1 protein-coding gene is annotated in these 833 nt (G+C 64.2%); it reads right to left on the bottom strand.

Annotated elements, in window-relative coordinates:
* Positions 1–833, bottom strand: an 833-nt coding sequence (locus NKI72_RS35240; RefSeq protein ID WP_352852290.1) for an acyl-CoA dehydrogenase family protein, incomplete at both ends; no start/stop codon positions are given.

Below are 833 nucleotides of genomic sequence, written 5' to 3' on the forward strand. Positions count from 1 at the left end.
GTGTAGGGATCCTGCCAGGCATGATCGACGCCGCTGTCGATCCACGCGCGCGACTTGGTGCGCACGAAGCTGACGGTTTCGTCGATCGCCGCGTTGGCGATGCCGAGATCGACAGCAGCCTGGATGATCTGGAAGATGGCGCCGTCGGCCGTCGGCCGGTCATAGCCCTTGTAGCCGGGGACGAGATGCGTCTTCGGCACTTTCACATTGTCGAGCAGGACTGTGCCGGACAGCGTCGTCTTCTGGCCGAAGCTCGACCAGTCGTCGATGACCGTCAGTCCGGGCGCGCCGCGATCGGCGATGGCATACCAGGCCCGGCCCTCGTCATCGAGCGCCACGATCGGCACCAGATGGGCGAGCAGCGCGCCGCTGGAATAGAATTTCTGGCCATTGACCACGACGTGGTCGCCAGCGTCGACGAATTTGGTCTCGAAGTCGGCCGCCCGCTTGGAGCCGAATTCCGAGAACGCGTTGCCGAACCGCGTGCCGGACAGAACTTCGGCGAAGAGCAACTGCTTCTGGGCCTCGTCAGAGACGGTGCGGATGGCGGCGACGACGCCGAGATGGTTCTGCGGAATCTGGCCGAGCGACGGATCGGCCGCCGAGATGATGGTGATCACCTTCGACAGCGTCACATAGGAGAGTTCCGGTCCGCCATAGGCCTTCGGCACGTTGATCGACCACAGGCCGCTCTGCGAAAACGCATCGAGCTCTTCCTTCGGCCAGATGCGCTCGCGGTCCCGCCTGGAGGCGTCCTTGGCGAAGTCTGCGGCCAGTTTTTCCGCCACAGCGATCGCCTCGGCGTCGGTCTTGATGACATGCGCTCTGGCCGA

Source organism: Mesorhizobium sp. M0437 (genome assembly GCF_040321335.1).
Classification (GTDB): domain Bacteria; phylum Pseudomonadota; class Alphaproteobacteria; order Rhizobiales; family Rhizobiaceae; genus Mesorhizobium.